Annotated in this window: 25 protein-coding genes; 16 read left to right on the forward strand and 9 right to left on the reverse strand. The window is 39.4% G+C overall.

The features are described from left to right. Nucleotides 1-142: 142 nt before the first annotated feature. From pyrI to pyrB, 3 genes are all read right to left on the reverse strand, one after another. Nucleotides 143-598, reverse strand: coding sequence for an aspartate carbamoyltransferase regulatory subunit (pyrI, locus tag HMPREF0666_RS02060; RefSeq protein ID WP_042855923.1), 456 nt, complete (start codon nt 596-598; stop codon nt 143-145). Nucleotides 599-701: 103 nt separating this feature from the next. Beyond that, nucleotides 702-1121, reverse strand: coding sequence for a hypothetical protein (locus HMPREF0666_RS02065; protein WP_232214043.1), 420 nt, complete (start codon nt 1119-1121; stop codon nt 702-704). Nucleotides 1122-1143: 22 nt separating this feature from the next. Further along, nucleotides 1144-2091 (reverse strand): aspartate carbamoyltransferase, encoded by a 948-nt coding sequence (gene pyrB, locus HMPREF0666_RS02070; RefSeq protein ID WP_009010641.1) that lies wholly within the window; start codon nt 2089-2091, stop codon nt 1144-1146. A 166-nt stretch (nt 2092-2257) separates the two neighbouring features. Between pyrB and HMPREF0666_RS02075 the strand changes: the two genes are divergently transcribed. Then, a complete protein-coding gene (locus HMPREF0666_RS02075; protein ID WP_009010642.1) occupies nt 2258-4561 on the forward strand; it encodes a transglycosylase domain-containing protein in 2304 nt (767 codons plus the stop codon). A gap of 1084 nt (nt 4562-5645) precedes the next feature. Here HMPREF0666_RS02075 and HMPREF0666_RS02080 read toward each other — a convergent pair. From HMPREF0666_RS02080 to HMPREF0666_RS02105, 6 genes are all read right to left on the reverse strand, one after another. Beyond that, complete coding sequence (locus HMPREF0666_RS02080) at nt 5646-6191, reverse strand: hypothetical protein (protein ID WP_009010643.1); 546 nt, start codon at nt 6189-6191, stop codon at nt 5646-5648. A gap of 30 nt (nt 6192-6221) precedes the next feature. Continuing rightward, nucleotides 6222-6737, reverse strand: coding sequence for a hypothetical protein (locus HMPREF0666_RS02085; protein ID WP_176414848.1), 516 nt, complete (start codon nt 6735-6737; stop codon nt 6222-6224). 120 nt (nt 6738-6857) lie between these two features. After that, the gene (gene ruvC / locus HMPREF0666_RS02090; protein ID WP_009010645.1) at nt 6858-7433 is read right to left on the reverse strand and encodes a crossover junction endodeoxyribonuclease RuvC; all 576 of its coding nucleotides are present in this window, start codon (nt 7431-7433) and stop codon (nt 6858-6860) included. A gap of 25 nt (nt 7434-7458) precedes the next feature. Continuing rightward, a complete protein-coding gene (locus HMPREF0666_RS02095; RefSeq protein WP_009010646.1) occupies nt 7459-8103 on the reverse strand; it encodes an MBL fold metallo-hydrolase in 645 nt (214 codons plus the stop codon). Between the two features lie 67 nt (nt 8104-8170). Continuing rightward, entirely contained in the window at nt 8171-8794 is a 624-nt protein-coding gene (gene rsmG, locus HMPREF0666_RS02100; RefSeq protein WP_009010647.1) for a 16S rRNA (guanine(527)-N(7))-methyltransferase RsmG, read from the reverse strand. Nucleotides 8795-8836: 42 nt separating this feature from the next. Next, a complete protein-coding gene (locus HMPREF0666_RS02105; protein WP_009010648.1) occupies nt 8837-9607 on the reverse strand; it encodes an RsiV family protein in 771 nt (256 codons plus the stop codon). A gap of 68 nt (nt 9608-9675) precedes the next feature. Between HMPREF0666_RS02105 and HMPREF0666_RS02110 the strand changes: the two genes are divergently transcribed. The 15 genes from HMPREF0666_RS02110 to HMPREF0666_RS02180 all read left to right on the forward strand — a co-directional run bounded on the left by HMPREF0666_RS02110 (nt 9676) and on the right by HMPREF0666_RS02180 (nt 26375). Beyond that, nucleotides 9676-10299: an HAD family phosphatase gene (locus tag HMPREF0666_RS02110; protein ID WP_009010649.1), complete on the forward strand. Its 624-nt coding sequence runs from the start codon at nt 9676-9678 to the stop codon at nt 10297-10299. Between the two features lie 105 nt (nt 10300-10404). Beyond that, nucleotides 10405-11223, forward strand: a complete 819-nt coding sequence (gene panB, locus HMPREF0666_RS02115) for a 3-methyl-2-oxobutanoate hydroxymethyltransferase (protein WP_009010650.1) — start codon at nt 10405-10407, stop codon at nt 11221-11223. A 165-nt stretch (nt 11224-11388) separates the two neighbouring features. Next, a complete protein-coding gene (locus HMPREF0666_RS02120; protein WP_009010651.1) occupies nt 11389-12564 on the forward strand; it encodes an MFS transporter in 1176 nt (391 codons plus the stop codon). 486 nt (nt 12565-13050) lie between these two features. Beyond that, the gene (gene ftsY / locus HMPREF0666_RS02125; RefSeq protein WP_009010653.1) at nt 13051-14001 is read left to right on the forward strand and encodes a signal recognition particle-docking protein FtsY; all 951 of its coding nucleotides are present in this window, start codon (nt 13051-13053) and stop codon (nt 13999-14001) included. 100 nt (nt 14002-14101) lie between these two features. Then, nucleotides 14102-15403 carry a 30S ribosomal protein S12 methylthiotransferase RimO gene (rimO, locus tag HMPREF0666_RS02130; protein ID WP_009010654.1) on the forward strand — a complete coding sequence of 434 codons (1302 nt, stop codon included), beginning with the start codon at nt 14102-14104 and terminating at the stop codon, nt 15401-15403. 49 nt (nt 15404-15452) lie between these two features. Then, the gene (locus tag HMPREF0666_RS02135) at nt 15453-15746 is read left to right on the forward strand and encodes an HU family DNA-binding protein (protein WP_009010655.1); all 294 of its coding nucleotides are present in this window, start codon (nt 15453-15455) and stop codon (nt 15744-15746) included. Next, nucleotides 15739-17208: an HU family DNA-binding protein gene (locus HMPREF0666_RS02140; RefSeq protein ID WP_009010656.1), complete on the forward strand. Its 1470-nt coding sequence runs from the start codon at nt 15739-15741 to the stop codon at nt 17206-17208. Before HMPREF0666_RS02135 ends, HMPREF0666_RS02140 begins: the two co-directional genes overlap by 8 nt. 191 nt (nt 17209-17399) lie before the next feature. Next, nucleotides 17400-18395 (forward strand): MoxR family ATPase, encoded by a 996-nt coding sequence (locus HMPREF0666_RS02145; protein WP_009010657.1) that lies wholly within the window; start codon nt 17400-17402, stop codon nt 18393-18395. Between the two features lie 50 nt (nt 18396-18445). Next, nucleotides 18446-19318: a DUF58 domain-containing protein gene (locus tag HMPREF0666_RS02150; protein ID WP_009010658.1), complete on the forward strand. Its 873-nt coding sequence runs from the start codon at nt 18446-18448 to the stop codon at nt 19316-19318. Further along, on the forward strand, nt 19315-20358 hold the full coding sequence (locus tag HMPREF0666_RS02155) for a hypothetical protein (protein WP_009010659.1): 1044 nt from the start codon (nt 19315-19317) through the stop codon (nt 20356-20358). Before HMPREF0666_RS02150 ends, HMPREF0666_RS02155 begins: the two co-directional genes overlap by 4 nt. Before the next feature lie 19 nt (nt 20359-20377). Continuing rightward, the gene (locus HMPREF0666_RS02160) at nt 20378-21334 is read left to right on the forward strand and encodes a VWA domain-containing protein (RefSeq protein ID WP_009010660.1); all 957 of its coding nucleotides are present in this window, start codon (nt 20378-20380) and stop codon (nt 21332-21334) included. A gap of 57 nt (nt 21335-21391) precedes the next feature. Beyond that, nucleotides 21392-22387 (forward strand): VWA domain-containing protein, encoded by a 996-nt coding sequence (locus tag HMPREF0666_RS02165; RefSeq protein ID WP_009010661.1) that lies wholly within the window; start codon nt 21392-21394, stop codon nt 22385-22387. A 4-nt stretch (nt 22388-22391) separates the two neighbouring features. Further along, nucleotides 22392-23078: a tetratricopeptide repeat protein gene (locus tag HMPREF0666_RS02170; protein ID WP_009010662.1), complete on the forward strand. Its 687-nt coding sequence runs from the start codon at nt 22392-22394 to the stop codon at nt 23076-23078. Between the two features lie 10 nt (nt 23079-23088). After that, on the forward strand, nt 23089-25644 hold the full coding sequence (locus HMPREF0666_RS02175; protein WP_009010663.1) for a BatD family protein: 2556 nt from the start codon (nt 23089-23091) through the stop codon (nt 25642-25644). 35 nt (nt 25645-25679) lie between these two features. Further along, nucleotides 25680-26375, forward strand: coding sequence for a phosphatase PAP2 family protein (locus HMPREF0666_RS02180; protein WP_009010664.1), 696 nt, complete (start codon nt 25680-25682; stop codon nt 26373-26375). Nucleotides 26376-26381: the final 6 nt, after the last annotated feature.

The raw sequence follows: 26381 nt of genomic DNA on the forward strand, positions 1-26381 counted from the left end.
TCTTTAGCTTTAACGATGATAAGTAAATGGCTAATATACAGCTAATTATTTTATAGAACTACCCTCTTAATATAAGCGACTCGCCTACTTCTTATTCATTCCCTCGTCTATCAATAAACTTGTTTACCCATCTACTTGCCAACTAAACAAGTTCCACTTTATCCATTTCCTGCTCTTTGTCGCAGTAATGACACTTGAGAATACCATGTTCCTTATCCACTATATGGAAGATGGTGTCCATTGGCTCGTTATTAGTAATGCACTTTGGATTGTTGCATTTCACAATGCTCCGAAGCTCGTCCGGTGTCACCACCTTCTTCTTCTCTACCACTTCATAGTCATTAATGATGTTCAACACCACGTTCGGTGCCACGACCGACAGACGAGAAATCTCATCATCAGTGAAGAACTTATCGCTCACTTTGATGATTCCCTTTGTGCCTACCATCTTCGATGAGAAGTTGAAACCGATAGTGACAGGTGTGGAGAGCTTCTGGAGCTGTAGTAGGTTCACAACCTGAAAAGTCTTCTCTGCTGGGATATGGTCTATAACTGTGCCGCTTTCAATGGCAGCTACCAGACGTTCTTTCTTTGACATAATCATATAAGCCTCACTCTGTCTCCTCTGTTGAAAGGTATGCCTGACAGGGTGTTCGTGGGCTGTTTTCTTTGTTCACTCATAGGCATTATGAGTATGTTTTTTATTTTTCTTGGGTTATGCTAACTCTATCGATAGCGTCATCTGACCTTAACCAAAAGAGTTTATTACGTACTTTACCAGTGGTGTTGGGCTTGATGGTAATCGTGAGAGTGTTGCCTGTTAATTCTGCTGTGTACCATCTCCCTACCATACCGGTGCTGATGACCTTATCCCCATATTGTGCTGCAGATTCTTCAACAACCATACTTGCAAACCTTAAGGTTGGATAGCTGGTGCATACCAACTTGTAGGTTCCCCCATTAGCAGGAACAGTTATATTCCTTGGGTCGCCAGTATAGTCCGATGTCCAGTTCATGGTTACCCTGTGAAGGTCATCATCTGTATACTTATTACAGCTGAATAAGGTAGACAAAAGAACGAACAACAATGCTGCAAAAGTACCTCTCTTTAATTTATCCATGTTCATAACCTTTATTAAGTACTTATTCAAGAATCGTTTTATCGTTTTTTACCTCCTCCATTGATATTCCAAGGCAATGGCAGAAGATAGCTTCACGGGCAAAGAGACCATTGCGAGCCTGCTCAATATAGTAGGCATGTGGACTATCATCGACATCGTATGCAATCTCATTCACACGTGGAAGTGGATGAAGAATCTTCATGTTTGTACGTGCCAAAGCAAGCATATCACGGCGAAGGATATAGACGTTCTTCACACGCTCATATTCCATCAAGTCAGAGAAACGCTCTTTTTGTACACGCGTCATGTAGATGATGTCTGCATTCGCAATCACTTCTGGTGTGAAATCCTCGTGTTCTTCGAAGCGGATGTTATGCTCGTGGCAGTAAACCTTATACTCCTCTGGCATAGCGAGTTCCTTCGGTGCAATAAAGTGAAACGTTGGATTGAAATGACGCATAGCCATAAGGAGAGAGTGAACAGTCCTACCATATTTCAAATCACCCACAAGGTATATGTTTAGATTCTCCAATGTCCCTTGTGTCTGATAGATAGTATAGAGGTCGAGTAAGCATTGTGAAGGATGTTGATGTGCACCATCACCAGCGTTGATGATAGGCACAGGTGCTACCTCTGACGCATACTGTGCTGCACCTTCTATATAGTGTCGCATGACAATAGCGTCAGCATAGTTTGAAACCATGAGTATCGTATCTTTCAAAGTCTCCCCTTTACTGACACTTGACACCTTGGCATCGGTAAAGCCAATAACGCGTGCACCGAGTCGGTTAGCGGCAGTTTCAAAACTAAGTCGGGTTCGTGTAGAAGGCTCATAGAATAGTGTTGCGATGACTTTCCCCTTGAGTAACTCACGATTTGGGTGTTTCTCAAACTCCTGAGCCATCTCAATAAGATAGAGCAACTGGTCACGTTCCAACCCTTGGATATTCACAAAGTTATGCTTTTCCATATTTGTTTTGTGATGTTTTAGTTCTTTTTCTGGTGGTAAAGGTACATTATTATTTCCTATCCAACGAACGATAAAAAGGGAAATATCTATCTATTATAAAAAAACATCTATTTATTTTGCTTATCCATTGATTTAGTTTATCTTTGCATAATATTTTCACAACGTTATGAGAAGACATTTTGTACATTTCCTTTGGGGCTCGCTCCTTGCTATATTGGGTGTTATTACCGTATTTTTCATCTCTGTTTGGAATGGTTGGGTAGGGTATATGCCTAATATGGATGAATTGTCTAACCCTATAGATAAGTTTGCTTCGCAGGTCTATTCATCTGATCAACAGCTCATCGGAACATGGAATGCGGATAATAATAACCGTGTGGCAATCGACTACAACGGCTTGTCACCGCATCTTGTTCATGCTCTCGTCGCTACTGAGGATGAGCGTTTTTATGAACATTCAGGTGTTGACTTCATTGCACTCGGACGTGCTGTTGTGAAGCGCGGAGTGATGGGACAAGCAAGTGCGGGTGGTGGATCAACGATTACACAACAGCTTGCTAAGCAGTTGTTCTCCGAGAAAGCGCATAGCACAGTGGAACGTCTTTTGCAGAAGCCTATCGAGTGGATCATCGCTGTAAAGCTCGAACGCCACTTTACGAAAGAAGAGATACTTGCCATGTATTTCAATTACTTCGACTTTCTACATAATGCTGTTGGTATCAAGCGAGCTGCAAATGTGTATTTTAATAAGGAACCTCGTAAGTTGACAGTGACGGAGGCTGCCATGTTGGTGGGCCTTTGTAAGAATCCATCTATGTTCAATCCGCTTCGTTACCCAGAACGTTGTAAGCAGCGTCGCAATGTTGTTTTGATGCAGATGGTTAAGTCTGGTTATGTTACGAAGGCTGAATACGACGAGTTGTCACAACGTCCATTGGGCTTACACTTCACTAAAGCAAAGCCTGTTAGCGGTGCGGCCGACTATTTCCAGGCATATCTTCGACAGTATATGATGGCTAAGAAGCCTGTACGTGAGGATTATCAAGCATGGCAAAATCGTCAGTTTGTACTCGACTCTATCGCTTGGGAGCAAGACCCACTATATGGTTGGTGTAATAAGAATACGAAACGTAATGGCGAGCCTTATAATGTTAATACTGATGGTTTGCGTATCTATACAACGATTGATACCCGTATGCAGCAGTATGCTGAAGAGTCTGTTCGCAAGCATGTAGGCGGATATTTGCAGTCACAGTTTAATCTTGCAATGCGTTATAAGAAGAATGCTCCATTCTCATCAAATATCTCTCGTCGTACAATAAAGGAGATTCTCAATCGCTCTTGTCGGCAGACACTGCGTTATCAGCGGCTGAAAGAGCAGGGTGCTACACCTGATGAGATTAGGCGTAGTTTCCAAACACCGCACGAGATGACTATCTTCACTTATCATGGTGATGTAGATACGGTGATGACTCCAATTGATTCTATCCGCTATTATAAGTCGTTCTTGCGTTCTGCCTTCGTCAGTATGGACCCACATACGGGTGCTGTTAAGGCCTACGTAGGCGGTATCGACTATCAACACTTCAAGTATGATGTTGTCATGGGAGGTCGTCGTCAGGTTGGTTCTACCATCAAGCCGTTCCTTTATGCACTTGCAATGCAGAATGGTATGACTCCATGTACACTTGCACCGAACGTTCAACGCACTTATGGTGGGTGGACTCCTCGTAATGGTTCACGTGCTCGTTACGGTCAAGAAGTACCTTTGCGTTGGGCTTTACAGCAGTCTAACAACTGGATATCAGCCTATCTAATCAACCTCTTAGGGCCTTCTCAATTTGTGAATATCCTACATGACTTCGGATTGAACAACCCAGATATTGATAAGAACACGAGTCCGGTGTTATGTCTCGGACCTTGTGAAGCATCTGTTGGAGAGATGGCAAGTGCCTATACCACCTTTGCCAATGGTGGTATCCGTTGTGCACCATTGTTCGTAACAAAGATAGAAGATAGTCATGGTAACGTGATTGCTAAGTTCCAACCATTGATGACTGAGGTTATCTCAGAGGTTAGCTCTTATCAGATGATTGATATGTTGCGTGCTGTTATCCAAGGTGGAACAGGTAGCCGATTGCGTTATGCTTACCATCTCACGGCCGACATGGGTGGAAAGACGGGTACAACGAATAACAACGCAGACGGTTGGTTCATGGGTATTACGCCTAACTTGGTAAGTGGTTGCTGGGTAGGTGGCGAGGATCGTGACATCCACTTCGATCATACCTCTATGGGTCAAGGTGCTACAATGGCTTTGCCTGTATGGGCTTACTATATGCAACGTGTTTATGCCGACAAGCGTTTAGGGTATAGCCAGAGCACTAAGTTCACCATGCCAGCTAAGTTTAATCCTTGTCAAACTGCCGATACAATTAATGTAAACGGTATACAGGAGGAGTACTTCTAATAGGTAATAATGTAGAAGTAGCTGTCCCTCCCCCTAACCCTCCCCCAAAGTGAGGGGAGTGGTTAGTGAGGTTATCCCTATACGACTGCTGTTGAGAGGATAATACTATGTGGATATTGCCTCTAATAAAGGTAATTCAGTGATTTGTTGTCCCTCTATTATATTCCCTTGGACTGTATTCAACGCTTCTATTTATATGCTGTTCTGTGATGGAAAGTCGTATTCAACAAGTTTGTCTACATTCTACTCCATGAAAAATAGTAGTATCCAATGCGTCTCCTTATATTCTATTTTGTAAGAAGGAGAGGACTAAGCGGGTTGTAAAAGGTAGGAGTGGATAGGATGGATTGTGTTGTCTAAACTCCTTTTACTCCCTTTCATTCCTCTAACTCCTCGATAGCTCGTAAACATTTTTCGCTCTTCTCGAACCTAACACATGCTGTTTAGGCTCATAGAAGAGGCCTGTCTGTATTCAAGAACATACCCTTCTTGCATGTAGAAGACGCCCTTCTTGAAGCAAGAAAGGCGTCTTCTTTAACGTAGTATGTAATGTGCTGATTTATTGTGAGTTATCAACTCGTTTGTAGATGATGTTACACCCTTTCTTAGAGGGCAATTATCTTGTTATAATGTAATGATTCTTTACGAGGTTGTTAACTCTTTTGTAGAGTGGTGTGGTTATTACTATTTTCATATTAATATACTGGGAATGGTAATAAACCGACTTTTTCTCTCATAGAATCACACAGGTTTTTGCATACGAGTGGAACTCGCAGAAGGCCTTGCGCGCGGCAGACATCACGGACGTTAATACTATTATTAGCGAAAGTGTGCTATCTTCTGTCAGTCGCAAGGCCCTCTGTGAGTTTACATACATGTGCGAGTGAGTATCTGTTTTGTTTGTTGGCTCTGTGAGAGGTGAGTCTCTGCATAACATATACTAATCCTCCGTACAAGGACAAAAAAGGGTAGGAAAGGTATCATAGTGCTGATGTTAAGTAAGCTGTTCATCGCTAATTTAGGATGAATGTGTTTATTAATCAGCACTATCATTATGGTGAACAAGATAAGTTTTGTTCGATGACTATATCTTTGTCATGTGATAACCCATACGTTTTAGTTGCATGGCTGCACCCATGAAGTAAAGCTGATGGAGAGCAGCCAAGTAGGCTTGAAAGGCATCTTTACTACCAGGAGCAATCGGAAGATGGCGGAGTAAGCTATTTGTTCGTGCTGCACACTTACCTACCATATCTGCAAGTGTCTTGTGCTCGTCGGCAGTAAGGAGCAATACCTTCTCACAGATGTAGTCGTCCATGTGGTCGTAGTCAATGCGATCGCGCAGATAGATGTAGAGATTTTCCACCTTATTATATAACTCCCAATCCTCATCCCAATACTTGGCAATGGCCATACCGATGTACATCATCCATCCAAGAGACACAGTAGGGTAGTCTGCAAACTCTCGCATACCGTCTGGTAAGTAAGCTTCAGCAATCCCTAACCACTTCTCCTCCATGTCGGCAATGTCTGGCAACATCATGTCTACAAGGTCTTTCCCTTGTAGATAAGTAGTTAAGTCTTCTTTGAATTTCTCCTCGAATGGGTATTTTAATTGTTCGTCTTGCATTGTTATGTATCTTAAAACATTGATTTTATACTACTCGGCCAACTTCTTCTTCACCTCTGCAAGTGCTGCTATCCAGTCAGTATCAAGGGAGAATTGAGTAAGATAGTCCTCACTATTGAAGTAAACTAAGACAAGACTCTTGTCAGGATCGTTGTAGAGAGGATGGTTGATGCTGGCATTACGAAATATCTTAAGCACCTGTTCTTTTCGCTTTTGCTTGTCGGCACGTGCATACTCCTTTGTAAAGAGATTGACATATTCGTGCATATAATATGCCATTGAGTCAAGTTGAGCGTTGAGATGAGCAATCTCCTTGTTGGATAACTGCTTTGTTGTATCAACGATAGCAGACAGTGTACGAGTATTAAGATAGGTGATTGCATCAACTTTGAAGGAAGCAGCCTTGCGCACGTTGACATCCTCTTTACTGTCAGTAGCAATCTTATACGCACTTGTATATAGTTGCTTCGATACACGTTCTTGCTGGGCATTAACCGTAAGAACGGATGCAAGAAATAAGGAAAGGGCTATCATCTTATTTTTCATACGCTTGATATTGAAAGTCTTGTGTTGTTTTCTTTTATGTCTATGACGTTATTGAAGTCTTTGGAGTATTATAGGCACAGCTATATTTTGACGTAGCTATAACCGGTGTGAAACCCCCGTTTACCTTATTCTGTCCGCATTCTTGCGTGCAAAATCTTTCCAAGAGCCATAATGTTTAGCGTCTGTTGCCGGTCTATTCATCTGAAGGAAATGGCAATAAGCAGCTGCAACGGCATCAGTAGCATCCATGAAATGGGGCATCTGGTCGTCCCTTAGATGTAGAAGCTTTTGTAGCATGCCAGCTACTTGTTCCTTAGAAGCGGAGCCATTACCTGTTATAGCCATCTTTATTTTCAGTGGTGCATACTCCTGTATAGGTACATCATGGTTGATAGCTGCTGCAATGGCCACCCCTTGTGCACGTCCCAGTTTAAGCATTGACTGTACGTTTTTTCCAAAGAAGGGCGCCTCGATAGCAACCTCATCGGGTAGGTATTCGTCTATAATACCAGTTACACGCTCGAAAACCCTGCCTAAACGGAGGTAGACATCTTTCTCCTTGCGCATGTCAATGACCCCCATAACAACAAGCTCAGCCTTATTCCCACAGACACGCAATACCCCATAACCCATGACATTGGTGCCAGGGTCGATACCGAGTAGTATCTTTTCGGGTTGTGAACTTCTTGCTTTCATTCTTAGGAATTGTTTGAAATCCGTTTTATCGGTCCATGTAAGGGTTGTGAGCAAGCTCGAAACCTATAGAGGTCTGCGGTCCGTGCCCTGGATAAACGACTGTTGTATCGGGAAGCTGTGCGAGTTCTCGAAGACTACTTATAATCTGGAACATACTACCACCAGGGAAGTCTGTTCTGCCAATGCTCCCTTTAAATAATGTGTCACCCGTGAACAAGACCTCTTCTTCCGCACAATAGAAACATACAGAACCACCAGAGTGTCCCGGAGTACGCATGACTTTGAAGGTATGAGAACCGAATTCTATTAATTGCCCTTCGGTTAGATTTAACTCACCAGCCGGTAAGTCATGGCCTAATTCCATCCCAAGCATCTGCGCTGCAGCCTGCTTTGGATTGTTCATAAACACTGCGTCGCCCTCAGAAACTTCTGGTTGAAGATTATAAGTAGCAAGGATGATGGCGTCTCCAAAGTGGTGATCAAGATGTCCGTGAGTGCCAAGATTATGAACAGGAGTGAGTCCCTCTTTCTTTATATACGCTATGATAGCGTCTTGTTCACTTTCAGTAAGTGCGCCACAGTCTATGATGACACATTCTTTTGTTTCATCGCTGACTACGTAACAGTTCTCTTGAAGAGGATTAACCTCGAAAGTCTGGATTTTAAGCATAAGTGATAATGTGGATAAGAAATGGTGATAATTGAGTAGTATAACACTTTCAAGTGTGCGCAGAGGGTTATCCTGGTACGTAAATGAGGTATTTCTCCTTAAACCACTCTTCGTCAAACCATTGTGAGAGTTCCGTCTTCTCAACAATCTTCTTGTATGGTTTCAATTCGTCGTTGAGGTTTCCACCTTTTAAGACAATGACACCATTGGGCAAAGTATTGTGTTGATCGGGTGCAATATTCTTCTTTACAATCTTCATCAAGTCGGGCAATGGCATAACAGCACGTGACACAATGAAATCGAACTTACCTTTCTCCTCTTCTCCACGCAAGTGTGCTGGAAGAACATTCTCAAGCCCAATAGCATCAGCAACTTCCTGTGCTACCCTTACTTTCTTGCCTGTTCCATCAATGAGTTTGAAGTTGGCTTCTGGAAAGAAAATAGCGAGAGGAATACCAGGGAAGCCCCCACCAGTCCCAAAGTCAAGCACGTTGGTACCCTCACGGAAAGTGATATACTTGGCAATAGCAAGTGAGTGAAGGATGTGATGCTCATAGAGATTATCAATGTCTTTGCGTGAGATGACATTAATCTTACTATTCCAATCATGATAGAGTGCATCAAGTGCTGTGAACTGTTCTATCTGTTTAGCAGAGAGATGGGGAAAGTATTTCTTTATTAGTTCAATCATATTCTTCGTATATGGGGGTTGTTGTGGAAAGTAAAGAGCAAGTTAATTATCGATAGCCACCCTGACCTCTTTCTGATTAATCTCACCTGGAGTATAGATGAACACCGTAGAGTCATCTGTAAGGATGAAATTATCAGAAGGATAAGGGGCAATCCCTGTAAAATAGCCTTTAGCTTGTAGCCCTGTAAGGTCATCTTCCTCAAGGTCTTCTTGGTCGGCTATTCGCTCAATGATTTCCTTTGTTAGTTTCTCTTTATAGTCTTTACCGAATTGTTCTTGGAGTGTGGTAACGTGTCCGTCTTTGATGTTGAAGTTACGAACAATCGTGTACTTCGTTAATTGTCCATTACCATTATTAATGGAGATATGGGAGAGAGCAGTTACATAGTTGTCTATTGAAGCCCTCAGCTCAGTCTTGATAGATAGTTCACCGATGAGCTGGCTCTTGCTTTTCTCCCTTTGGCGAATAAGCTGTGCAATCTCTATATAGTCTTTAATATACTGCCTTACAAACGTAGGGATGGCTTTTTGAGGCGTAAGCTTATCATAATTAATAGCGAAATAGTCTGGCTGTAAAAGGCCCATCCTAAGTAGAGAGTCATTGACAACAGCGTATTTGTTCCCTTTAAGATAAGCAAACTCAACATGAACATGACATTGTATAGCTTCTGAAGGATGAGCTACGGTATCTACAGAAACCACACCTGTGGGTATATCCAACCTCTTTGGTGTTGTTGATTTATGCCCACAACTGCTCATCAAGAACAATAGGATGGCTAAGAACCCAAATCTTATAAATAAATTCTTCATCATATATAGGCTACAAAGTTACGAAAAGTTTTGTAACTTTGCATTATATATTTAATAATTAATGAGCAATTATGGTAAAAGCATGTCTGTTTGATTTGGATGGAGTAGTATTTGATACAGAACCTTTATATACGTTGTTTTGGAATAATATAGGGAAGAACTTTCGCCCTAATGTGCCTAACTTCGAGTATATTATTAAGGGTCAAACATTGGTGCAGATATTTGATAAATACTTTGCTGATGACGTTGATGCACAAAAAGAGATTGTTCAGTTATTGAATGAGTACGAACGTCACATGTCTTATAACTATATACTTGGTTTTGAGACTTTTATTGATAAACTTAAAAGAAAAGGTATAAAGACAGCGGTTGTGACAAGTTCTAATCTCGAGAAGATGCAGAATGTTTACAAACAGCACCCAGAATTTAAGGGATATTTTGATGATATTCTCACCTCAGAAGACTTTGATGAGAGTAAACCATCTCCTGATTGCTATCTCAAGGCAGCTGCTCGTTTTGGAGTGTCGCCTAAGGACTGTGTCGTTTTTGAGGATAGTTTCAACGGCTTACGTTCTGGTATTGCCTCTGGAGCACGTGTGATAGGGCTTGCAACAACCAATTCTGTCGCTGAGATAGAACCCTTTACAAAGGAGGTAATTAGTAATTATGATGGTTTTACTTTGTCAGACCATTAAAAAGAGGTAACTTTGCATCCCAAAACAAAAAACAATGTTCGAGCGTATTGATGACGGTCGGCAAATTCAGACAAATAGTCTTTGAGTTTGAATGAAAGATAGATTATGGGATATTTAACAACAGATAAGAAAAAAGTAACAGCAAAGACATTATTGGAAATGAAGGCTTCTGGCGAAAAGATAACCCAGATGACTGCATACGATTTCACGACAGCAGGGATTATAGATGCTGCTGGTATTGATAGCATCCTTGTTGGTGACTCAGCCTCAAACGTGATGGCTGGTAATCAAGACACTACGCCTATAACCATTGATCAGATGATTTATCATGCACGTTCTGTTGTTCGTGCGTGTCAGCGCTGCCTTGTTGTTTGTGATATGCCATTTGGTTCTTATCAAGTGAGTCGTGAAGATGGAATCCGTAATGCTATCCGTATTATCAAAGAGACAGGTGCTGGTGCGCTCAAGATGGAAGGGGGCAAGGAGATTGCTGACACTGTTAGAGGAATAGTAGCAGCAGGTATTCCTGTTATAGGCCACCTTGGTCTTACTCCTCAAAGCATCCACAAGTTTGGTGGTTATGGTCTTCGTGCAAAAGATGAAGCTGAGGCTGAGAAGCTAATAGAAGATGCGCTTGCCCTTGACGCAGCAGGTGTTAGTGCTATTACTCTTGAGAAGGTGCCTGCAGCTCTGGCTACTAAAGTGACCTCAATGGTCAAAGCTGCAACGATAGGTATAGGTGCTGGGAATGGTACCGATGGTCAGGTCCTTGTTTATGCAGATGCGCTTGGTATGACACAAGGATTTAAGCCAAAGTTTCTCCGCCATTTTGCGAATGTGAACAAATGTATGACAGAGGGCGTACAAGAGTATATTAAATGTGTGAAAGAAGTAAGTTTCCCCTCAGAATCAGAGTCATATTAAAAATTGATTAAAGGGAAAATTTATGATTAAAGGTCATGATTTATTAAATAGATAAGTCTGAAAAGAAAAGTTAAGTTAGTACTGTTCTGTTTGCTTAACTCCATGTAAGCAAGCGTCACATATTTCATGTTATAACTTATAACGATAAATTCTGGGTAATATAGTATGGATACTCAAAACATACCCGTTCACGTTCGGTTGTGGAATAAGCACTTTTGGTTATTAGCAATGGCCAATCTCTTGTTAGTTATGTCTTCTTATATGCTGGTAGCTACCATACCTTTACGTATGGAGGTTAGGGGATATTCAATATTGCAAATAGCTTTGGTAATGGGAGTGTTCTTCATTGGAATCTACCTGTTCGGTAGCCTTTCCGGCTATCTTGTTCAACGCTATCGTCGCAAGAATGTGTTTAATCTTTCAATATTATTGCTCTTAGCCGTTACAGGTGTACTTTATTATCTGAGTAGTCTACCTTATAATTCCTTCGATTACATGCTACTCGTTGGTCTTCGTTTTATGCAAGGAGCCTTCTATGGACTCTCGCAACTGGTGCTACTTAGTACATTGATAATTGATACAGTAGAAGCTGTACACAGAACAGAAGCTAATCATGCAGCGACATGGTTTGGGCGTTTTGCCCTCTCTCTTGGTCCGCTGGCTGGAATCTACGTATATCAGTCGATGAACTTTGGTTCTGTACTCATCTTGTCATGTATTTGTCTACTTGTAGCCTTTGTCTTTGTCAATCTAATCAGGTTCCCATTTCGTATGCCAAGTGAGGATTATTCCCGCTTTTCTTTCGACCGATTCCTATTAAAGGGGAGCCATTGGCTTTTTGTCAATGTAGTCCTTGTCACATCTGTAGTAGGAGTTCTTTTAAGCATTGAACATACTCCACGTTTTTACGGGATGATGATGTTGGGCTTTGTGATAGCTATTCTTGCAGAGCGTTTTGTATTTGCTGATGCTGATCTCCGCAGTGAAGCTACGACTGGGATGATAGTTATTGGTATTGCAGTACTATTGATGATAACGCGCAGGCAGGAGAGTGTTAGTTATATAGTGCCTATTCTCGTTGGTTTGGGCGTAGGATTGATAGGAAGTCGCTTCTTACTCTTTTTCATAAAGATGTCTGACCATTGTCAGCGTGGAACCAGTCAGAGTACTTTCTTACTTGCATGGGAAACAGGTATAGGTATAGGTTTGGTTCTTTCTTACGGCTTATTCCATCTTGAGCAACCGCTTGTCTTATGGGTTTGTCTTGGTATTTTAGCAGCCTCTTTGATACTCTATGATACATTCATCCATAGTTGGTATATAAAACATAAACATCGATAGGTTTACTTGAAAGCTTTGTTATCATATCTTTGACTATTAGTATGTTATAAACATGTGTGATAAGATACTTTTAGTAAATATATTATGAAGATTGTTAATAGTATTATAAGTAAGCATTTCTTAGTGTATAAGGAATGCTTACTTGCGAATATTACTATCTGAAGAAAGGTGAATACTTAGTTTTGAATAAACCTGTATCCTTTGTCCTTAGTAATAAAATGTATTTCTAAAAACCATTGAATGTTACTTTATATTTCATCATAATGTAAAGCGTTAGGCCCTCGTGCGATAAGTGGTGAACAATAATATGTCAATAGAAGATGAACTCTGATGCAGGTTTTTGTCGTAAGGAAGACTATAATTTGACTAAAAAACTTAAATTGTAACATAAATATTTGTAGGATAAAACTAAATTTCATTGTGTTGTAAAGCAAATTTGCTTTTTCGTCAACTTTTTATTATCTTTGCAACAAATTAGCTAATTATATGGGATTATTCGGTTTATTCGGTAAGAAGAAAAAAGAAACACTTGACAAAGGACTTGAGAAGACAAAGGAAAATGTGTTCTCAAAACTGGCACGTGCAGTGGCAGGAAAGTCAAAAGTAGATGATGAAGTCTTAGATGACCTTGAAGAGATTCTTGTTACGTCGGATGTAGGTGTGGACACAACTATCAAGATTATTCATCGTATTGAAGAGCGTGTTGCTCGCGATAAGTATGTTTCAACAAGCGAGCTGAACGGTATTCTCAAAAGCGAGATTACCGCATTGCTGACAGAAAACAATACAGGAGACAATGGCGAATGGACACTACCAGAAGGGACACACCCATACGTAATACTTGTTGTAGGAGTAAATGGTGTTGGTAAGACCACAACGATAGGTAAGCTTGCTTGGCAATTTAAGCAGGCTGGGAAGAAAGTCTATCTTGGTGCAGCAGATACCTTCCGTGCTGCTGCTGTTGAACAGATTCAGATATGGGGTGACCGTGTAGGGGTGCCAGTGGTGAAGCAGCAGATGGGAGCAGACCCAGCAAGTGTGGCTTTTGATACATTACAAAGTGCGAAGGCAAATGGTGCTGACGTAGTTATTATTGATACAGCTGGTCGTTTGCATAATAAGATTGGCTTGATGAACGAGCTGAAGAAAATTAAAGATGTCATGAAGAAGGTTGTTCCTGAAGCTCCACATGAGGTACTTTTGGTACTTGATGGTAGTACAGGTCAGAACGCTTTTGAGCAGGCTCGCCAGTTTGCTGCCGTGACACAGATTACCTCACTTGCTATCACAAAACTCGATGGGACAGCTAAGGGTGGAGTTGTGATAGGTATCAGTGACCAATTGAAGGTTCCTGTTAAATATATTGGTTTAGGTGAAGGTATGGAAGACTTGCAGCTCTTTGATAAGGTGCAGTTTGTTGATAGCCTATTTAAATAGGGTGTTAGGTGATAAATGTTAGGTGTTGATGAATTGATATTATATTCCTACAATTCATCAACACCTACCCCACGACACCCATCACCAAACCAAAGAACAAATGAAGAAAAATCAGATAGATATAGTTACAATGGGATGCTCTAAGAATCTTGTAGATTCAGAGCTTATCATGAAACAATTTGAAGCAAACGGCTACCATTGTACGCATGACTCAAAGCGTCCACAGGGTGAGATTGCTGTTATCAATACGTGCGGTTTCATCGAAGCCGCAAAGGAGGAGAGTATCAATACAATCCTTGAATTTATCAATAGAAAGAAGAATGGACAACTCAATAGACTTTACGTGATGGGTTGTCTCTCACAGCGTTACAAAGATGAACTTGAAGCAGAATTACCAGAAGTAGATAAGTTCTATGGTAAGTTTAATTATAAACAACTGCTGACAGATCTTGGGAAAGCTGATGTGCCTGCATGTAATGGTGTGCGTCATCTAACAACACCACGTCATTATGCTTATGTCAAGATTGCTGAAGGTTGTGATCGGCATTGTGCTTATTGTGCTATTCCTTTGATAACGGGTCGGCATCGCTCACGTCCTGTAGAGGAAGTGTTGGAGGAAGTGAAAGGACTTGTAGCCGAAGGAGTAAAGGAATTTCAGATAATAGAACAGGAGTTAACTTACTATGGTGTTGACCTTGATGGTAAGCATCATATTACAGAGCTTATCTCTCGGATGGCTGATATAGAGGGAGTAGAGTGGATACGCTTACATTATGCTTATCCTAATCAATTCCCACTCGACCTGCTTGATGTGATTGCAGAGAAACCAAATGTCTGTAAATATTTAGATATAGCTTTTCAGCATATCTCTGATCACATGCTTGACCGTATGCATAGGCATGTTACTAAGCAAGAAACACTCGATTTAATAGCAGAAATACGGCGTCGAGTGCCAGGAATACATCTTCGTACGACGCTACTTGTTGGTTTCCCTGGTGAGACAGATGAGGACTTTGAAGAATTAAAAGAATTTGTTACCGAAGCTCGCTTTGAGCGTATGGGAGCCTTTTCTTATTCGGAAGAAGAAGGTACCTATAGTGCAAATCATTATAAAGATGATGTCTCAGAGGATGTTAAGCAGGCTCGCCTTGATGAGCTAATGGCTATTCAACAAGGTATTTCTGAAGAATTGGAAGAAGAAAAAGTTGGTAAGACCTTTAAGGTTATTATAGACCGTAAAGAAGGTGATTACTATATTGGTCGAACAGAGTTCTGCTCGCCAGAAGTAGACCCAGAAGTCTTGATATCATCCAAAGGTAAATCTCTTCGAGTTGGTAAATTCTATAATGTACATATAACAAACTCCGATGAGTTCGACCTTTTTGGTGAGGTTGTTGAGTAAAAAGGTAGTAGGCTAATAATTCTGAATTTGAATATAGGGAGAAAACAGGATGAACAATAAAGAATTCATTGCTACATTAGCAGCAAAGACTGGATACACACAGGATGAAAGTCAAAAGATGGCGAAAGCTATTGTTGATTTGATGGGTAAGTCCTTCGAATCAGGAGAGCCTGTTCCTGTGGTTGGTTTTGGTACGTTTGAAGTAAAGAAACGACTGGAGCGTGTGATGGTCAATCCTTCTACTGGTTTGCGTATGTTGGTTCCTCCTAAGTTGGTTCTTAATTTCAAACCTGCTGCAACAATAAAAGGACACGTAAGAAAGGGAGGTATGGAAAATGGCTAAGACGACAATACAACTTATAGCTAACGGATTGGCTAAGGATTTCAACCTGTCTGCAGCAGAGGCGACTACTTTTGTTGAAGCCTTTTTCAATATAGTAAGTGAGGAACTGAAGAATGGTAATCAAGTTAAGATTAAAGGACTTGGTACCTTTAAGGTTCAGTCCGTTAAACCTCGTGAGAGTGTTAACGTTAATACAGGTGAGCGTGTACTTATTGAAGGTCATGATAAGATTACGTTCACTCCTGACGCTGTCATGAAAGAACTTGTCAACAAGCCATTCTCACAGTTTGAAACTGTTGTTATTAATGATGGTGTTAATACAGAAGAGTTAGAACGTGTTCCTATTGAGGATAGTTCAGAAGAGGTAAAGTCTGAAGCAACAAATGAAACTTCAACTACTACTATTACAGATGTACAATCAGATAGTATTAGTGAGGAAAAAGACAGAGAGAAGGAGCTTGCTAAAGAGACGAACCAGCATGTAGAAAAAGAGTCTCTGCCAGTAGAGAAGGTTATTGAAGACAACTTGAGCACAGTAAGTCATTCAAATGAAGCTGATGAAGAACCTTCTTTACTAAAAGACGAAAATCTCTCAACAGTAATCGAACAACCTTCGACACAAGATGAAATCGAAGATGTGTTACAAGAAGAGACGGTTGATGCTACTGTGAAATGGGCTGAGGAGGTTTCCAAAGCAGAACAAACTAACTCAAAGAAACCAGCTGAACAGAAAGAACCTCCATTGAATGATAATCCGATTGTTGTAGAACAGTCACAGCAGGAGGTGCCTTCGAAGATTATTAATGAAGGTGTTGGAGAAGATTCAAAACAGTCAGAATCACCGAAAGCTAGCAATGAAGTTGTAGAAGACCCACAGAGAGAAGAACCTTCGCAGGACGAGAATGTAGCAGATGTTGCAAATCTTTCTAAGCAGGAAGAGCCTTCAAAGCTGTCAAATGATGATGATAGTGATGAGGAAAGCTCTGCAAATGGTACATTAAAGAAGGTTGCCTTGATAGCTTTCCTTGTAATTGTATGTCTTGGTATTTTCCTTTGGACACGAATAGGTAATAAAGAAGTAAGGAAAACTTCGACTGATGTTGCGGAACAAACAAGTAAGAAAGAAGATAACCCTTCACTTGGAACAAAAACGGTTCCAGCAGATACAGTTAGTAAGACTAAAGCTAAGAAGGTATTAGAAAAGAAAGAAACATCTGAAGCTGAGTCGTTTGCAGCACTAAACCATGACGCTCGTATCCGTTATGGGGCATATAACATTGTTGGTATAGACCGCATTGTTGTATTGAAGAAGGGTGAAACAATGGAGAAATATAGCCGCAAGACGCTTGGTGCAGATATGGTTGGCTATTTCCAAGTACTTAATGGTTGTAAGACAATGCAAGCTGGTGATACAATGAAAGTACCTAAGGTTGAATTAAGACCCGAGTATAGGAATAGGTAAAGTTTCGTTGTTTTATATAAAATTATAACCACCTTGCGCAGGTGTGATTATGTAGAAAAAGTCCTTAAAATATGTTTTAAGGACTTTTTTAATATAATTTAGACACTATTCTTCGCTTCATCCGCATTTATGTTGTACTTTTGCGACTAATAGAATAAGAATATAATAGTACAATAATAATTCGTAAGATAATGGCAGAATCTATTGATATTAGAGAGTTAAATGAGCGGATAGAAAGACAGAGTACATTTGTTACCAACTTGACGACGGGAATGAATCAAGTCATTGTTGGGCAAAAACATCTGATAGATTCATTATTAATATCACTGCTCAGTGATGGTCATATTCTCCTTGAAGGAGTACCAGGTTTAGCAAAGACGCTTGCAATTAAAACGTTATCACAGCTCATAGATGCTCGTTATAGTCGAATTCAGTTTACTCCAGACCTTTTACCTGCAGATGTTATTGGTACGCAGATATACTCACAAAAGGATGAGGCTTTTCATGTAAAGAAAGGTCCTGTGTTTGCTAACTTTGTGCTTGCAGATGAGATCAATCGAGCTCCAGCGAAAGTTCAGAGTGCTTTGTTGGAAGCAATGCAAGAACATCAAGTTACTATAGGTGAGACTACCTTTGAACTTCCTAATCCTTTCCTTGTTATGGCAACTCAGAACCCAATAGAGCAGGAGGGAACCTATATGCTGCCAGAAGCACAAGTAGACCGCTTTATGTTAAAGGTTGTTATAGACTATCCTACGATAGAAGAGGAGAAACTTGTTATACGTGAGAACCTTCAAGAGAGTATGCCTGTTGTGCATCCTGTCGTTAGTGCCAATGAGATTCTTGAGGCTCGTCGTGTAGTTAAGGATGTATATATTGATGAAAAGATAATGCAATATATTGCAGATATAGTATTCGCTACGCGTTATCCAGAACGTTATCAGTTACCAGAATTGAAGCAAATGATGACATTTGGAGGTAGTCCACGTGCAAGTATTAATCTTGCAAAGGCTAGTCGGGCATACGCATTTATTAAGCATCGTGGTTATGTTGTCCCTGAAGACGTGCGTGCTATGGCTCATGATGTGCTACGTCATAGAATAGGACTATCATACGAGGCTGAGGCTGCTGACCTTACTACAGAGAAGATTATAAGTGAAATTATTAATAAAGTACAAGTGCCATAATCTCTATATTAGGCTTTAGAAGTATTTAGAAAGCATTATCGTCATTTTTTATGGAGACTACTGAATTATTAAAGAAGGTCCGTAAGATAGAAATCAAGACCTTAGGACTAAGCCAGAATATCTTTGCTGGGCAGTATCATTCTGCCTTTAAAGGTCGTGGTATGGCTTTTTCTGAGGTGCGTGAGTATCAGTATGGTGATGATGTTAGAGATATTGATTGGAATGTAACAGGCCGTTTCCATCGTCCGTATGTAAAGGTATTTGAAGAAGAACGTGAGTTAACAGTGATGTTGCTGATTGATGTTAGTGGCTCACTTGATTTCGGTACTTTAGGTCAGTTAAAGCGAGAATGTGCAACAGAAATAGCTGCTATTTTAGCTTTTTCTGCTATTCAAAATAATGATAAGATTGGTGTTATATTCTTCTCAGACCGTATAGAGAAATACATCGCTCCAAAGAAAGGACGTAAGCACATCCTTTATCTTATTCGTGAAATGTTAATTTTCACACCTAATAGTAAGAAAACAGATGTAGGAGTAAGTCTTGAATACCTTAATAAAGTGATGAAGCGACGTTGCACTGCATTTGTTATTAGTGATTTCTATACGCGTAAGGATTTTAGTCAAGAACTTCGAATAGCTAATAAGAAGCACGATGTCGTTGCGATTCAAGTATATGATCCTCGTGCAAAGGATATGCCTGATATAGGATTAATGAAAGTTATTGATGCTGAAACTGGGCATGAGATGTATGTTGATACACATGATGTGCGCTTAAGAAAGGAACATAAACGGTATTGGATGGAGCGTGAGAAACGCCTACATGATACGTTAAGCCAGAGTCGTGTAGATAGTGTGGCGATAGCAACGGATGATGATTATGTTAAAATGTTGATGTCGTTGTTTGCAAAGAGAAATCGATGAAAAGATATATTATACTATTTGTATTGCTAATTCTGACTGTTATATGTCATGCACAGGTACAGGTAACGGCAAGTGTGGATTCTGCCCAGATATTAATTGGGGGACGTTCACACTATTACATTACTGTAAATGTACCCAAGGGTAAGACGGTTTCTTTCCCAGAATATAATAATAAAAAGGAGATAGCAGCAGGAGTGGAAGTTCTCCAGACTAAGAGTGATACAACAGAAGTAAATAACGAATTAAGAATAAGAAAGATATATACTATAACAGCTTGGGATGCTAAGCATTATACAATTCCTGCACAGAAAGTAGTTGTAGGAGATGCTACAACGATGACAGGAAAGGTTGGCTTGAATGTTCAAGCTATTCCTGTAGATACAGTAAAGAACATGCCAATGCCACCAGATGACATACAGAAAGTTCCTTTCTCTTGGCATGAGTGGATACCAGTATTTATCTTTATCTTATTGATGATCCTATTTCTTGGTGTTGCATTCTATCTCTATCGTATCCTTCGTCATAAGAAGTCAGGATGGAAACCAAAGAAATCAAAGACTTTATCTTTTTATGAACAAGCTAAACACGACCTTACTGAGATTGCGACAAAGAAACAGATGTATAAAGAGCAAAAGGATTATTATACAGATGTTACAAACGTGTTAAGGACATACATCTATCGGAGATTCAATATCAATGCATTGGAAATGACTTCTCATGAAATGTTGGATTCTCTTAAAGAGACGTGTGACGCATTGAAGATTGACGACTTAAGAGCGATACTGACAACTGTTGATTTGGTTAAATTCGCTAAGTATTCAACTAACTTGAATGATATGGATTATTATCTTAATAGTATTGAGCATTTTATTGATAGTACGAAGATAAATGAACCTGTTGAAGTTGTAAGCGAACCAAAAGAGGATATAAAAGATAAACGTTCACGTAAGATGCTAAAACTTACAATTGCGTTGTTAATTGTTGCGTCTGTAGTAGTATTTCTTTATACACTATCAGAAGTGTATACTCTCGTAATGTAATATAAATATGATATAAGGAATGGAATTTGCCAATATAGGATATCTACTTTTGCTACTATTACTGATACCATATATTTTATGGTATTTCTTTCGTGGTAAAGGTAAAGAGCCAACCATGAGGATGAGCGATACATTTGCTTATCAACATGCTCCCAAGAGTTGGAAGGTAAGATTAATTCATCTTCCTATGGTTTTGCGTTGTATTGTTTATACTTTGGTGGTTATAATATTGGCACGCCCTCAGACCTATAATACTTGGGATGATAAAGATACGGAAGGTATTGATATAATGCTGGCAATGGATGTTTCTGCGAGTATGTTAACAGAAGATGTATTCCCTAATCGCTTGGAAGTAGCTAAGGAAGTAGCGTCTGAGTTTATTAATAGTCGACCAAATGATAACATCGGACTTACGATATTTGCAGGTGAAGCCTTCACGCAATGTCCAATGACACTTGATCATACAGCCTTATTGAATCTTCTTCATGGTGTGCGTACAGATTTAGTTACGAGTGGACTGATGCAAGATGGTACTGCTATTGGTATGGGGTTGGCGAATTCTGTTAGTCGTTTGAAAGACTCAAAGGCAAAGAGTAAGATAGTCATCCTTTTAACTGATGGTAGTAATAATGTTGGTTCTATCTCTCCGATGACAGCAGCTTCTATTGCTAAGAAATTCGGTATTAGAGTCTATACGATTGGTCTTGGTAGAGAGACTGGTGAGGATATAGGTGCTATTGACTATAAGACTCTGCAGGACATAGCCGTTTCAACACATGGAGAATTCTATAGAGCACAAAGTCAGGCAGAGTTATCTAAAATTTATCAAGATATTGATAAACTTGAAAAAACTAAGATGAAGGTAAAGGCTTATGACCATCTACATGAAGCTTATATGCCTTTTGCATGGTTAGCATTGATACTTTTTTGCTTTGAGCTATTACTTCGTTGGACAGTCTTTAGACGATTACCATAAGTTTATCTCTTTGTAATGTCAATAATAGATCAATTGCATAACAAGAATATTTGAAGAATGTTTAGATTTGATAATCCTATATATCTATGGTTGTTGTTACTGATACCTTTATCAGTAATGATTTACTTGTATTCTATTCGTAAGCGTAAGCAACGAATAGCAAGATTTGGGAATCCCATACTTGTACGCCAACTATCTCCAATGACAAGTAAGAAGCGTAGTTGGATTAAATTTGTGTTACTTGAATTATCATTGCTTTTTCTCATACTTATTCTTGCCCGTCCACAAATAGGAAGTAAGCTTGCAACTAACAAGGAGCGAGAAGGAATAGAGACTATTATAGCACTTGATATTAGTAACTCTATGTTGGCAGAGGATGTTGCTCCGTCTCGTTTAGAAAAGAGTAAGTTGTTGGTAGAGAACTTAATGAATAAGTTTAGCGAGGATAGAATAGGGTTAATAGTCTTTGCTGGAGATGCTTTTGTTCAGTTACCGATAACAAGTGATTATGTTTCTGCTAAGATGTTTTTAGATAATATCAACCCTTCATTAATTGAAACACAAGGTACTGACATCGGAAAAGCACTCCAACTTTCTATGAATAGCTTCACACCTAATTCAAAAGTGGGTAAGGCTATTATCTTGATAACAGATGGTGAAGATAATGAAGGTGGTGCTGAAGAAATGGCAAAGCAAGCACAAAGTAAGGGAATAAAAGTCTTCATTTTGGGTATTGGCTCAAAAGAAGGGGCCACTATTCCAATGCCAGATGGAGGATTATTAAAGACTTCGACCGGTGATGTTGTTAAGACACATCTTAATGAAGAGATGTGTAAACAAATTGCTGACGCAGGTCATGGCGTATATCTTCATGTTAATAATAGTAGTACTGCCGATGCTGTGCTGGGTAGAGAACTCGATAAACTTCAAAAAGGAAAAATCAATAATATTGCTTATAGCGACTTTGATGAGCAATTTCAAGCATTAGCATTGCTTGTTGTTATTTTATTGATTGCAGATGCTGTATTACTTGAAAGAAAAAGACGATGGTAAGAGTATGACAAAACGACTTTATATCATAGTATGCTTGTTGATGATGTTTGTTGAAATGAATGGACAAACATCTAATCAACTGATAAGGGAAGGGAATAGACTCTTTTCCTCAAAGAAGTATGCTCAATCTGAGATACTTTATCGCAAAGCAGTAGATAAGGATGTCAACAATGCTATAGCTAATTATAATTTAGGCCGAAGCCTACAAGAACAAAAGAAGAACGCAGAAGCAAAGAAGTTTTATGAAGCTGCAGCAAAGTTAGAGAAGGATCCTATTCGTCAGTCAAGTAGTTACAATAACTTAGGAACTATCTTCCAAAACGAAAAAGACTACACAAAGGCGATAGAGGCTTATAAAAATGCGTTACGTCATAATCCAAACCACAATAACGCACGATATAACCTTGAGTTGTGTAAACAAAAGCAGAAGCAACAAAAGCAGAAGCAACAATCATCAAACGATAAGAAGAATAAATCAAATAAGGATAAAGATAAGAAGAAGCAGTCTCAGAATAAGAATCAAAAGAACAATCAGAAAAAGAATAATCAGCAGAAAGATAAGCAAGATATGAGTAAAGAGAATGCTGAGCAGCTTCTTAATGCTGTTAAGCAACAAGAGAAAGAGACTCAAGAGCGTTTATCAAAAGCCATGCGTCAGCCTTCTGATAGAAAACTTGATAAAAACTGGTAATATTGGAAATATGAAACGATATATATTTTTATTATTCTCTCTCATGAGTGTTTGTTTCTTACAAGCACAACGAGTACGAGTAGCTGCACCTAAACAAGTAACTGTTGGAGAGGAGTTCCAAGTTGAATATGTTGTATATACTCAAGATGTACGTAGATTTCAGTTGGGAAGATTGTCAAGCGGTGTTGAAAAAGTATTTGGGCCGGCAACTTCATCACAATCCAATTATCAATTTATTGATGGACATGCAAGTAGTTCATCTTCTGTATCATTCACATACGTATTTGTAGCTACAAAGAAAGGTAGCGTAAGTATTGGTCCTGCACATATCTTTGTGAATGGTCAGGAATTAGCTTCAACACCTGTAAAGATTATGGCTACTACAGGGTCTCATGGCTCTATGAGTAATGGATATTATGATACGCGAAGTGATTCTCGTTCAGCTGCTTCAAAGGTAACAGCTAAGGACTTATTCATCAAGGTAAGTGCAAATAAGACCACTGTATATGAGCAGGAGCCAGTCTTACTTACATATAAGGTATATACAACAAAGAACTTACGTCAGCTTATTGGTAAAATGCCCGATTTGGCGGGATTTCATGTACAAGAAATAGATTTACCACAACAAAAGACTTTCCATAAAGAACGTATAGGAAAACGTGTGTACAACTGTGTCACTTGGAGTCAGTATGTTATGTATCCACAAATGACGGGTACATTAAAGGTTCCTCCTTTGACTTTCCATGGTGTCATTCAGGTACCAAATAGTTTCAATCCTTTTGAAGCTTTTGGCATCGATGGAGGGAGTACAAGTTTCAAGAAAGATGTCGTAGCGCCAGAATTAGCTATAAAGGTTCTTCCTTTACCTAATCGTCCTGCTAATTTTTCAGGTGGTGTTGGACATTTCAATCTCTCGGCACAATTAAATAAGAAGGAAGTTAAAGCTGGCAATCCAATTACTATTCGTGTTGTTGTCAGTGGAGCAGGCAACTTGAAACTAATTAAGCAGCCTATTATTCAAATTCCTAAGGGAGTTGAATCTTATGATGTTAAGGTAACAGACAAAACTCAGCTTACTACAAAGGGAGCTGAAGGAAACATGATTTATGATCAGGTTGTAATACCTCATCAAGAAGGTCTTGTAGCTATTCCTCCTGTAAAGTTCTGTTATTATGACTTATCACAAAAAAAGTATATTACGTTACAGACTGAGCCAATGGACTTGGTTGTATCTCGAGGTGATGGTTCCTCAAAAGATATTCTGTCTGTTGATTTGCCTAATGAAGACATATTACCTTTGAAGAAGGGTGACAGCACTCTTGACAATATTGGTAATTTATTCTTCGGTTCTACAGTATATTATATTATTCTAATTCTACTGTTAAGTATAGGTGGTGGTTTGTCTTTCTACTATCGTAAACGTTTTGCTTATCGTGTAGATATGGTTTTTAAGCGTGGTAAGAACGCAAATCGTATAGCTTCCAGTCGTTTACGTGCTGCTGAGCTCTTGATGTTAAAGAATAAGAACCTTGATTTCTATGATGAGGTATTACAAACTTTATGGGGTTATGCGAGTGATAAGCTAAATCTGCCGGTAGAACATTTGTCACGAGAGAATTTGAGTGAACAATTTAGTAAGATAGATATAGCAAAGGAAGTAATAGATAATTATATCTCCGCTATTGATGAATGTGAGTTTGAGCGTTATGCTCCAGGAGACGAAAAAGGTAATATGAAACGTACTCTAACTGTTGCAATGAAGGCTATTGCAGATATGGAAGAAGCTATTAAGAAATTGAAATCCTCAAAGAAAAAAGCATTCCTCTTTTTGCCTTTACTCTTCTGTCTGTCGTTCTTCTTCTCTGCGCAGCTTTCTGCGCAGACTAAGTCAGATGTAGATAATCTCTATCAGAAAGGAAATTATGTACAAGCAGTGAAGGGTTATGAGAAATTATTAAAGCAGGGAGAGTCTGCCGCTTTATATTATAACCTTGGTAACTGCTATTATCGACTTGATAATATTCCTCACGCTGTATTATCTTATGAGCGTGCACAACGTCTTGCCCCAAGTGATGAAGATATTCGTTTCAATCTTCAGTTAGCGCAGTCTAAGACAATAGACAATTTAACTCCTGAGTCTGAGATGATTTTTGTTACTTGGTATAAGGCATTGGTTAATCTCTTTAGTATAGATAGCTGGGCTTATCTTAGTCTTGTTTGTCTGTTTATTTCTATTGTGGCACTTGTTGTTTATTTATTTGTTGATATAGAAATTCTTAGAAAGTTATCTAAGATAGTACTGCCTTTGTTCTTTTTCTTCTTCCTTATCAATACTTTCTTTGCTATACAACAGGTATATCTATTAGACTCAGAAACCCATGGTATTATCATGTCGCCTTCTGCTGTTGTTAGAAAGATGCCCGATCAGAAATCTGCTGACTCCTTTATTCTCCATGAAGGATCGAAAGTGAGAATCATAGATAATAGCATGAGTCAATGGACTGAAATCAAATTAAGTGATGGTCGTCAAGGCTGGATTAAGGCTGATAATGTTGAGGCTATTTAAGTCTGTTGTCAGTTAATATTTGTTTTAATCGAAGGATGAATTTAGACGCTTTACAGACATTTGATAAGTCAATTTTACTCGCATTCAATGGAGGTGAGAATATCTTTCTTGACTCTTTTGTGCTCACGTTGACGTCTGCTTACACGTGGATTCCTCTTTATGCGTCTTTACTTTATCTGGTTATAAAGAATAATGAGAATTGGCAGAAGATAATGCTTATTATTGGTACTGTTGCATTAGGTCTTTTCATAGTGAATGGCACCAATCTTGGTATTGTCAAACCACTTATAGCAAGGGCACGACCGCTTAATAGTCCTGATTTACAAGGGATAGTTGTTTCCGTAAACCATTACGTGGCCGATGGCTACAGCTTCTTCTCTTCTCATACGGCAAACGCATTTGTTCTTGCTGTTTTTTTCAGTTTATTAGTACGTGACCGTATCTTTTCTATCTTGATGATAGTGTGGAGTATTATCGTATCACTAACCCGTCCTTATCTTGGAGTCCATTACCCTTCAGATGTACTTGTAGGTATGATATTTGGATCAAGTGTCGCTGTTCTCATTTATTTTTTATACCTTCGCATGTATATTCGGTTTAGTGATAAGTTACACTATATCTCTACGAAATATACGCGAACAGGTTATAGCTTCGCAGATATAGACGTTGTTATCTGTGTACTTATATTGTCATTCATTTATGCGGCATTTCGTGCCGTCTTATCTATATAAATTAAA

It is taken from the genome of Prevotella sp. C561, from assembly GCF_000224595.1.
Taxonomy (GTDB): Bacteria; Bacteroidota; Bacteroidia; order Bacteroidales; family Bacteroidaceae; genus Prevotella; species Prevotella jejuni.

Excerpts from the sequence above, each read along its gene's own strand:
- pyrI (WP_042855923.1), bottom strand. The coding sequence starts at position 598 with ATGTCAAAGAAAGAACGTCTGGTAGCTGCCATTGAAAGCGGCACAGTT.
- HMPREF0666_RS02065 (WP_232214043.1), bottom strand. The coding sequence starts at position 1,121 with ATGGATAAATTAAAGAGAGGTACTTTTGCAGCATTGTTGTTCGTTCTT.
- pyrB (WP_009010641.1), bottom strand. The coding sequence starts at position 2,091 with ATGGAAAAGCATAACTTTGTGAATATCCAAGGGTTGGAACGTGACCAG.
- HMPREF0666_RS02075 (WP_009010642.1), top strand. The coding sequence starts at position 2,258 with ATGAGAAGACATTTTGTACATTTCCTTTGGGGCTCGCTCCTTGCTATA.
- HMPREF0666_RS02080 (WP_009010643.1), bottom strand. The coding sequence starts at position 6,191 with ATGCAAGACGAACAATTAAAATACCCATTCGAGGAGAAATTCAAAGAA.
- HMPREF0666_RS02085 (WP_176414848.1), bottom strand. The coding sequence starts at position 6,737 with ATGAAAAATAAGATGATAGCCCTTTCCTTATTTCTTGCATCCGTTCTT.
- ruvC (WP_009010645.1), bottom strand. The coding sequence starts at position 7,433 with ATGAAAGCAAGAAGTTCACAACCCGAAAAGATACTACTCGGTATCGAC.
- HMPREF0666_RS02095 (WP_009010646.1), bottom strand. The coding sequence starts at position 8,103 with ATGCTTAAAATCCAGACTTTCGAGGTTAATCCTCTTCAAGAGAACTGT.
- rsmG (WP_009010647.1), bottom strand. The coding sequence starts at position 8,794 with ATGATTGAACTAATAAAGAAATACTTTCCCCATCTCTCTGCTAAACAG.
- HMPREF0666_RS02105 (WP_009010648.1), bottom strand. The coding sequence starts at position 9,607 with ATGATGAAGAATTTATTTATAAGATTTGGGTTCTTAGCCATCCTATTG.
- HMPREF0666_RS02110 (WP_009010649.1), top strand. The coding sequence starts at position 9,676 with ATGGTAAAAGCATGTCTGTTTGATTTGGATGGAGTAGTATTTGATACA.
- panB (WP_009010650.1), top strand. The coding sequence starts at position 10,405 with ATGGGATATTTAACAACAGATAAGAAAAAAGTAACAGCAAAGACATTA.
- HMPREF0666_RS02120 (WP_009010651.1), top strand. The coding sequence starts at position 11,389 with ATGGATACTCAAAACATACCCGTTCACGTTCGGTTGTGGAATAAGCAC.
- ftsY (WP_009010653.1), top strand. The coding sequence starts at position 13,051 with ATGGGATTATTCGGTTTATTCGGTAAGAAGAAAAAAGAAACACTTGAC.
- rimO (WP_009010654.1), top strand. The coding sequence starts at position 14,102 with ATGAAGAAAAATCAGATAGATATAGTTACAATGGGATGCTCTAAGAAT.
- HMPREF0666_RS02135 (WP_009010655.1), top strand. The coding sequence starts at position 15,453 with ATGAACAATAAAGAATTCATTGCTACATTAGCAGCAAAGACTGGATAC.
- HMPREF0666_RS02140 (WP_009010656.1), top strand. The coding sequence starts at position 15,739 with ATGGCTAAGACGACAATACAACTTATAGCTAACGGATTGGCTAAGGAT.
- HMPREF0666_RS02145 (WP_009010657.1), top strand. The coding sequence starts at position 17,400 with ATGGCAGAATCTATTGATATTAGAGAGTTAAATGAGCGGATAGAAAGA.
- HMPREF0666_RS02150 (WP_009010658.1), top strand. The coding sequence starts at position 18,446 with ATGGAGACTACTGAATTATTAAAGAAGGTCCGTAAGATAGAAATCAAG.
- HMPREF0666_RS02155 (WP_009010659.1), top strand. The coding sequence starts at position 19,315 with ATGAAAAGATATATTATACTATTTGTATTGCTAATTCTGACTGTTATA.
- HMPREF0666_RS02160 (WP_009010660.1), top strand. The coding sequence starts at position 20,378 with ATGGAATTTGCCAATATAGGATATCTACTTTTGCTACTATTACTGATA.
- HMPREF0666_RS02165 (WP_009010661.1), top strand. The coding sequence starts at position 21,392 with ATGTTTAGATTTGATAATCCTATATATCTATGGTTGTTGTTACTGATA.
- HMPREF0666_RS02170 (WP_009010662.1), top strand. The coding sequence starts at position 22,392 with ATGACAAAACGACTTTATATCATAGTATGCTTGTTGATGATGTTTGTT.
- HMPREF0666_RS02175 (WP_009010663.1), top strand. The coding sequence starts at position 23,089 with ATGAAACGATATATATTTTTATTATTCTCTCTCATGAGTGTTTGTTTC.
- HMPREF0666_RS02180 (WP_009010664.1), top strand. The coding sequence starts at position 25,680 with ATGAATTTAGACGCTTTACAGACATTTGATAAGTCAATTTTACTCGCA.